Source organism: Arsukibacterium indicum, from assembly GCF_019100565.1.
In the GTDB taxonomy this organism is placed as follows: domain Bacteria; phylum Pseudomonadota; class Gammaproteobacteria; order Enterobacterales; family Alteromonadaceae; genus Alishewanella; species Alishewanella indicum.
On the sequence record NZ_JAHRID010000007.1, the window covers coordinates 77,204 to 86,038 of the forward strand.

The following is an 8,835-nucleotide window of genomic DNA, read 5'->3' on the forward strand; positions in this document are numbered from 1 at the left end:
ACTCGCGAACTGACAGTCTGCTCCAGTCTGTCAGTTTTGTTTTTATGTAGCTAGCGTACTGTTGTATGAACCTGATTGATATTGCCGCAATTTATCTGTTTGCACTTAAGAATATCACCTTGGTTCTACTGGCTTTATTGTTGTTTTTTGCACTTGATGATTTATTCATTGATGCATATTACTGGCTTCGGCGTCTATGGCGTGGTCTGACAGTTTACCGAAATCGCTCAGTCTTCAATGAGCAACAATTGTTCTTCAGAAAGGAACAGCCTCTAGCTATTATGATTCCTGCCTGGCAGGAGGTTGGTATAGTTGGCAAAATGGCTGAGTTAGCAGCCTCAGAGCTTGACTATGAAAACTATCAGATTTTTGTCGGAACCTATCCCAATGATCCTGAAACGCAACATGATATTGATGCAGTTTGTCGGCGTTTTCCAAATATTCATAAAGTAATTTGTGCCCGCCCAGGACCTACCAGCAAAGCTGACTGTTTAAATAACGTGATAACTTCAATTCTTGAGTTTGAGCGTCGGTCTAACATCAAGTTTGCCGGCTTTGTGCTGCACGATGCAGAAGATGTTATTTCATCAATGGAACTTCGACTGTTTAATTACCTGTTACCCCGCAAAGATTTGATCCAATTACCGGTGTACCCCTTTGCAACCGGCATATTTAATTTTACATCGGGTCACTATCTTGATGAGTTTTCTGAGATGCACGGTAAAGATGTCGTTGTCAGGGAAGCTATAGTTGGTCAGGTTCCCAGTGCCGGTGTTGGTACCTGTTTTAGTCGGCGGGCAATACTTAAGTTGTCTGAAGAAGGCGATGGTTTGCCATTTGATGTGCAATCATTAACCGAAGACTATGATATTGGGTTTCGGCTCAAAAAATGGGGTATGGAAGAAATTTTTGTTCGTTTTTCTGTAACCGATAACAAACTGGCGGCTTTTGCTGAGCGCAATCGGAGTCGCAGTAAAACAGATGGCAACGTTGTTTGTGTCCGAGAATATTTCCCAGAAACGTTTAGCACTGCCGTCAGACAGAAAAGTCGCTGGATTATTGGTATTGTTTTTCAGGGATTCAAAACGCATAAGTGGAGCAGTGATTGGAAACTGAATTATTTCCTGTGGCGTGACCGTAAAGGAGTCATCAGTTATTTTGTTAGCTTTATCGCTAATCTGGTTTTCATTCAGCTTTTCCTGCTTTGGTTATATCAGCTCACCTCAGAAAACTCATACAATTTTCTTAGCATATTTTCGGACAGCCAATTGGTTGTAACCTTGCTTGGCTTGAACTTGGTGCTTTTTTTGAACCGGATGGTGCAAAGAATGATTTTTGTGCGACGTTACTATGGCATCGGCCAGGCGCTGCTGTCTGTTCCCCGCCAAATTTGGGGCAACTTCATCAATTTTTTTGCAAATATCCGTGCGATCCGGCAAGTAGTAGCGCAGGGTGACCCCCGAAGGGTTGCCTGGGATAAAACTCAGCATCAATTCCCGACAGTAAGTGAACGTAGCCTGGGGTCTTCGCTAGGCGCTATTTTGTTGCAGCAGGGAATCATCAGCGAAATACAATTGGATTATGCGTTAGAACACCGGATGCGTGGCGAGCGATTAGGTCAGGCTATGCTGAGGTTGCAGCTTATTTCGCCGATACAACTGGCTGAAGCGCTTGCATCGCAGGCATCGGTTGAATGCCGGATTATTGATCCGTTTAAGCTGGAGTCTAAACCAATCGTTCAATTTCCTGAAAGACTTGCTTTTAAGTACGCTGTATTACCGCTTGGTATTGAAAATGGTTTTATATTGCTCGCAAAAGAAAGTGCATTGTCTCCTGTAGCTCAGGGGGCGATAGAGCGGATGTTGCAGCAAAAGATCCGCTACGTTATCTGTCAGGCTGGAGCTGTAACCCTGGGGCTACGTTACTGGTATAAGTTTGATTTGACATGTAATCCAGAGCATCAGCTCAGCCAATGGTGTGAAAATGGTACTATTACTCAGTCTGAAGCTAAAACGTTGCGCGAGCAGTATTTTTCATGCCAACTGCTGCTAGGCGAGGCGCTGTTGCAAGCGTCGTTGCTTGAGCCTGCGGTAATCCATCAGGTTATGCTGGGTTTTGATTACGACAGTAATATCAAGCTGGGGACTTATCTGGTTCAGGAGCAACTTATATCTGAACAGGTGCTGGAGCAAACCCTGAAACTGCAGCATGCTCATCAGAAATCTCTGCAACAGCTTTTTACTGAATTTAAAAATATCTCTTGTGGACTTGAAACACCATGAAATGGCTATCAATAGTATTTTTACTGCTGATCAGCTGTGCCGCATTTAGCGCCCAGGATTGGCGAAATGGCCTTACTGAGCTGCAGCAGTTTCGCACATATCCTTATGTTGATAAGGCTTTTGTTTTACAGCAACAGAAGCATTTTGCTGCTGCCGCTGATGAACTTGAAAAGGCGTTAAAAGTTGTTCCCGGACATCCGCCTCTGCTATCAATGTTGTTTGATATTCAGTTGGCGATACCTGACACTGCAGGCGCATTTGATACTTATCAGCTTATGCCGACATCTGAAACTGGCAACAGATTGCTTCGGTTGTTGCAGACAGAGCTTGAACTGCAACAGACATTGGCAATAAACGACTATACCAGGTTGCTAGCGGTGCTGCCGAAATCGGAACAGCAGCCAATACTGCAAATTATTACTCAGCATCTGTTCGATGCAGGCCAGCTGCAGCAAGCTTTTGAATTGCTCCTGGCACAAACTGATTTGTCAGACATGCTGTTATTGCAACGGGCAGAACTTGCAAGTCAGTTATCATTGCCTTTGCAGGTTATCAGCGACACATCAGCCGTATCAGTAACAAACTTAACCGGAACAGACTGGTTACGTTACAGCTTGGCACTGGTAAGTCAGGGCGAGCACCACCAGGCTGCACAGTTCGCGAATATGAACGCTAATGCCGACTGGGCTGAGTTGTTTTACCGGCAATGGTTGCAGATACAACTGTCAGAAGCAGATTGGGCTGGAGCTGAACAGAGTTTTAGCTGGTTGTCCAGACATGCCAGCCTGACTCCCGCTGAGCAGTTACAACGATTTCAGAGTGCAATTAACAGCGAGAACACCGCTTTCGCCAGACAACTTATTCCCCAGTTGCAGGCAAGTTGTCTGGATAAAGTAACAATGTATCTGCAAACCGGTGGAGAAAAAGAAGCCAGAGAGACATTTCTCACATGTTCGTATCAGCAATCGTTACAGTGGTTAAATTATGCTGATCGTTGGTTAGACGCCGATAAGCTTGAAGCTGTTACGCTGAACAACCAGGCGTTGGCTGATAAGCAAAAACACATGGTGCTGCAAAAAAGGATTGCAGCAAAAGACTATGCAGTACTGCTGCGGCGCAAGTTTGAACAGCCACTGAGAAGGCAAGATTACCCGCTATTAATTGATGGTATTCAGAGTCTTACAGATACCTCAAAACAGCTGAAATACTTAATGCAGTTATATCAGGCCATGCCTGACGATGACCTGTTAGACCAACTTAGTTATCGGCTGGTCTTGCAGCAACAATATCATTCCGCACTGGAGATATTGGAGCAGGGATTACCGTTCTCCAATGCTGTGATACAAGAAGGAATTTTGCCAGAACGATTGCTGAATTTGCTTCGTGGCCAGTCCGAAGAAAAAGTCGCAGAGGTGCTGCATAAATTGCAGGACTGGCCAATATTGAAGGCAGCACGGGCCGAATTATGGCGCATAGCCGGTCATTGTACAAAAGCTGAAGAGATACTGGCTCCGGCACCAGTTAGCGCTGAAGGTTGGAAGACGCTGGCACTTTGCGCCAGAAATAACCAGCCGGGTGCGGCAATTCAGTACTGGCAACAAGCATATCAACTGCAACCTGACTTAACTTATTTAAAAGAAATTGCATATCTGTATCAGGAATTACAGCAACCGGCGCAAGCACTGATAACCTTGCAGCAAGTGCCTGAAAGTCAGCTATTTACTGCAGAAATACTGACAATGGCTGAGCTGGCGTTACAAAGCGGAACAACTGATATAGTTGGACACTACTTAAATCTGGCGCAACCAGAACAGCCAGCAGAGCTTGCCCGAAAAAGTGCAATTCAGGCCGCCTTGTACAGCCAGCAAGGACTATTGACGGCGTCCCAAAAAAGCTGGATGCAAGCCACTGCTTTGCAACCAGACAATATGGCTTATCAACTTGGGTATGCTTATGCTCTAGCTAAAACAGAGCCTGAACAAGCATTAAAGGTTATGGCTAAGGTAAAGGGCTCGGGTTATAAGTTCAGTGCTACTGACCAGGCACAGCTTGCATTTCTGAATCAACGACTTTCCAGATTAACAGAAACGGCAGAGTCTGTTGAAAGTGCCCTGTATCTTTATAAAAACCAAAGTTCATTGACAGATGTTGAACTTGAGACGCAGTTCAATTTAGTCCGCTTACAACAACAATTACGTTCGCACTGGCTGGTTACAACAAGTGCAACGTTAAGCAGTGGTGCCGTAATGGCTGAGCGACTGGTATCTGATACCTCTGTGCTTTCTAGGCACGGCACGGCGCTTAAAGCAGAATACTTTATTGATCCAATGCAACGCGATCTGTCAGTTTACGCTTTAATTGCTAGTAATGGGAATGGATCGCCATGGCAGAATTTCGGACAGCAACTTGGTATAAGCTACAAGCCGGTGTCATCGTTGAACTTATGGTTAACGGCCGGTTTGCAGCAATATCCTGTCGGTGAAGGTAACTGGCAGGAGCTGTTTAGGGTGACTGCTGATACATTGAATAACGCACCATGGCAAGCGGAGTGGCGACCGATTCATCATCAATGGTGGGAACGTAAAGTTTATTTTGATGCGGTATGGTGGCCTGGGACAGACAGCAGACTTGTTCAGTTGCGTTACGATCATGGCAAGGTTTGGAAGCTCAATACCCAAACTGCACAGGCAATTAAATGGTATGGTCTTAGCCAGTTTGATTACCGGCGTCAGGCCTCAGAGCAGGCTTCAGCAGCAAGTGGTAATCAATTGGCTGCAGGAATGGGCTGGCAATGGCGGTTCTGGTCAGGTCAGGCGCCAGTATTGTTGGATCGCCAGCGTTTTGAGGTAAATGTTGAATGGCAATATCAGTTAGCGGGCGATCTAAATCAGCGACAGCATGCTTTATTATTGCAGTTATATGTTGCCTGGTAGCTTGTCAGTCCCCCAGCAAAGCGGTCGGTAAAACAATTTTCTATCAACCATTGGTTCAGGATGCGTCAGTAACCCTGAAGCAGTGGCAACAATTATTTGAATTGGCGGCCGCTCAGGGCTATCAATCTCTTGTCGTGCAGTGGACACATTACGATAGCGTCGATTTTATGTCGCAAAATGCACATTTGCATAAGGTATTACAGGCTGCAGTACAATTTGATTTTACAGTTTGGCTTGGTTTGCGGACGGAGAGTGACTATTTTGAGAAAATGCAGCAACCTGTTGCTGATCGCCAAGATTATTTCCGGTTGCAACTAGCTCAAAATCAATTACAGCTTAGCCGCCTGAAAGCAAAGCTGCCTTTTCCAGTTGAAAAACTGGCGGGGTGGTACCTGCCTCTTGAATTGAATGATTCTGATTTTTCTGTCTCAGCGGATCAAACCTGGCTGGCAAAGGAATTAGGCTTATTTTTAAAAAGTGTGGCCGAACCGGTAGCAATAAGTGCATTTAGTAATGGGCAATTAACTAATCACGATTATATACAAGCGCTACAGCGAATTGCCGAAACAGGTTTAATTATCTGGTTTCAGGATGATGCGGGAGCTGGCTTTAAGTCGCAAGATCGACGTCAGGCACTATTAACGCAACTACCCTGTGAGCATGCTGTTATTGCAGAGCACTTTCGACACACAACGGGTTCGGCCATATCTTTCTCGCCCAGGCGGGCTTCCTCTGCTGAAATACAAGTGTCGCAAACGGCAATAAAATCTTGTCATGCAAAAATGGTCTTTTCATTAAGGTATCTGCCGATAGCAGAAAATATACTTAACCTGCCTACTCATTAAAATCTTCACTTGAAAAAGCACTGAATAACGTTACAATAACTTTCGAATCGAAATTTTTTTGAAACTTAAGTGTGCAAAGCCAATGAATAAACGCAATACCCAGCAGCGTCGCCATCTGATAGTCAGCCAGTTACAGCAACAAGGCGAGTTGTCGGTTGAGCAGCTGGCCGAGCGGTTTCAGACCTCAGAAGTAACCATTCGCAAAGACTTAACGGTACTGGAACAAGCAGGCTTGCTGTTGCGCCGGTACGGTGGCGCTGTGCCGGTACCGCAGGATTTTATTGCCGATTCCAGTTTCGAAAAAGTTTCAAAGCGAAAGCTGGCAATTGCCAAAGCTGCTGCCGGTCTGATTAAAGATCATTACCGGATTATTATTGATAGCGGCCGCACCACCGCCGCCCTGCTGCCAGAGCTGGCCGGCAAACAGGGCCTGGTGGTAATGACTAACTCACTGGGTATTGCCAATGCTTTGCGCGAGCTGGAAAACGAACCTACTTTGCTGATGACAGGTGGTACCTGGGATCCGCAATCAGAGGCCTTTCAGGGCCAGCTGGCTGAGCAGGTATTACGCGCCTATGATTTTGACCAGCTGTTTATTGGCGCTGATGGTATTGATCTGGCCCGCGGCACTACCACCTATAACGAGCTTTATAGTTTAAGCCGGGTGATGGCCGAATGTGCCCGTGAAGTAATTGTTATGCTGGAGTCAGACAAGCTGGGGCGGAAAATACATAATCTGGAGCTGCCCTGGAGTATGGTAAAAGTACTGGTTAGCGACGATGGTTTAAGTGACGAAGCGGCGGCCAGAATAACCGAACAAGGGGTGAAGGTGATTCGGGTTAATGCCTGATTCACCCACTTGAAGTAAGCTGAATTTTAACGGATTAGTGGAGAGAAAATATGTGTGGAATAGTGGGCGCAGTAGCGCAACGTGATGTGGTCGATATTCTGGTTGAAGGCCTGCGCCGTCTGGAGTACCGCGGTTATGACTCGGCTGGTGTTGCAGTGGTAAGTGCCAGTGGTGAGCTAACCCGCTTGCGCCGCTTAGGCAAAGTAAAAGAGTTGGCCGATGCCGTTGCCCTGACACCAGCTACCGGCGGCACCGGTATTGCCCATACCCGCTGGGCAACCCATGGCGAGCCGAGCGAACGCAACGCGCACCCACATGTCTCCAGTAACATTACCGTGGTGCATAACGGTATTATTGAAAACCATAGCCCGTTACGTGATGCCCTGAAAGCCAAAGGCTATGTCTTTACCTCAGACACCGACACTGAAGTTATCGCCCACTTAGTGGAAGAAGAGCTGAAAAGCGCCGGTTCACTGCTGGCGGCTGTACAAAAGTCGGTAAAGCAGCTGCATGGTGCCTACGGCACTGTGCTGTTGGATAAAACCGATGCCAGCCGGGTTGTGGTAGCGCGCTCCGGCAGCCCGCTGGTGATTGGCCTGGGCATTGGCGAGAATTTTATTGCTTCTGATCAGCTTGCATTATTGCCGGTTACCCGCCGTTTTATTTTTCTGGAAGAAGGCGATGTGGCTGAAATTACCCGCCATAGCGTCAGCATTTTTGATAAAGACGGCCAGGCCGTTGAGCGCGAAGTACACGAGTCTAACGTTAGTTACGACGCCGGCGACAAAGGCCAGTACCGCCACTTTATGTTAAAAGAAATCTACGAGCAGCCCACTGCCATTAACAACACGCTGGAAGGCCGCTTAAGCAACGACTCGGTGCTGGATGAAACCTTTGGCAATGGCGCGGCTGAGCTGTTTAAACAAGTTAAACACGTGCAAATTGTTGCCTGTGGTACCAGCTACCACTCGGGTATGGTGGCGCGTTACTGGTTAGAATCATTAGGTGGCATCTCCTGTAACGTCGAAATTGCCTCTGAATTTCGTTACCGCAAATCATTCGTCCAGCCCAACAGTTTGCTGGTCAGCATTTCGCAGTCCGGTGAAACGGCTGATACCCTGGCGGCACTGCGTCTGGCTAAAGAAGCCGGCTACGTTGGCAGTTTAACTATCTGTAACGTGGCGGGCTCGTCTTTAGTGCGTGAATCCGACTTAGCCTTTATGACCCGCGCTGGCGCCGAAATTGGCGTAGCCTCTACCAAAGCCTTTACTACGCAGTTAGTGGGTTTAGCTATGCTGACACTGGCGATTGGTAAATATAATGGTTTAACTGCGGCGCAGCAGCAGGAGCTGACCGAAGCGCTGAAAAGCTTACCCGGTAAACTGGAGCAAACTCTGGCACTGGCGCCACAAATTGAAGCGCTGGCCGAAGAGTTCGCCGATAAGCACCATGCGTTGTTTTTAGGCCGTGGTGATCAGTACCCTATCGCCATGGAAGGGGCGTTAAAGCTTAAAGAAATTTCCTATATTCATGCTGAAGCTTACGCCGCCGGTGAGTTAAAGCACGGTCCGCTGGCGCTGATTGATGCCCAGATGCCAATTATTGTAGTGGCACCGAATAATGACCTGCTGGAGAAACTGAAATCAAACGTTGAAGAAGTGCGGGCTCGCGGCGGTATCCTGTATGTATTCGCCGACGCCGATGCCAAATTCCAGTCTGATGAGACCATGCGGGTGATTAACTTACCGCACGTTGCCGACATCCTGGCGCCTATCGTCTACACCCTGCCACTGCAGTTACTAAGCTACTATGTTGCCATTATCAAAGGCACCGACGTTGACCAGCCGCGAAACCTGGCCAAGTCGGTGACTGTCGAATAACCTGCACCAAAATTTAGCGAAGGGTGTGGGATGGCAAAATAGTTC

General features: G+C 47.2%; 5 protein-coding genes. All 5 read left to right on the top strand.

The window, feature by feature from the left end; genetic code table 11:
* Positions 1–65 precede the first annotated feature (65 nt).
* The 5 genes from KQY15_RS14450 to glmS all read left to right on the top strand — a co-directional run bounded on the left by KQY15_RS14450 (position 66) and on the right by glmS (position 8,790).
* Complete coding sequence (locus KQY15_RS14450) at positions 66–2,282, top strand: glycosyl transferase family protein (protein ID WP_217670383.1); 2,217 nt, start codon at positions 66–68, stop codon at positions 2,280–2,282.
* Entirely contained in the window at positions 2,279–5,215 is a 2,937-nt protein-coding gene (locus KQY15_RS14455; protein ID WP_217670386.1) for an NfrA family protein, read from the top strand. Before KQY15_RS14450 ends, KQY15_RS14455 begins: the two co-directional genes overlap by 4 nt.
* Complete coding sequence (locus tag KQY15_RS14460) at positions 5,140–6,060, top strand: DUF4434 domain-containing protein (protein ID WP_217670388.1); 921 nt, start codon at positions 5,140–5,142, stop codon at positions 6,058–6,060. The genes KQY15_RS14455 and KQY15_RS14460 overlap by 76 nt, the downstream gene beginning before the upstream one ends.
* 82 nt (positions 6,061–6,142) lie before the next feature.
* Complete coding sequence (locus KQY15_RS14465; protein ID WP_217670390.1) at positions 6,143–6,910, top strand: DeoR/GlpR family DNA-binding transcription regulator; 768 nt, start codon at positions 6,143–6,145, stop codon at positions 6,908–6,910.
* Between the two features lie 50 nt (positions 6,911–6,960).
* Positions 6,961–8,790 carry a glutamine--fructose-6-phosphate transaminase (isomerizing) gene (glmS, locus tag KQY15_RS14470; protein ID WP_217670392.1) on the top strand — a complete coding sequence of 610 codons (1,830 nt, stop codon included), beginning with the start codon at positions 6,961–6,963 and terminating at the stop codon, positions 8,788–8,790.
* Positions 8,791–8,835 lie beyond the last annotated feature (45 nt).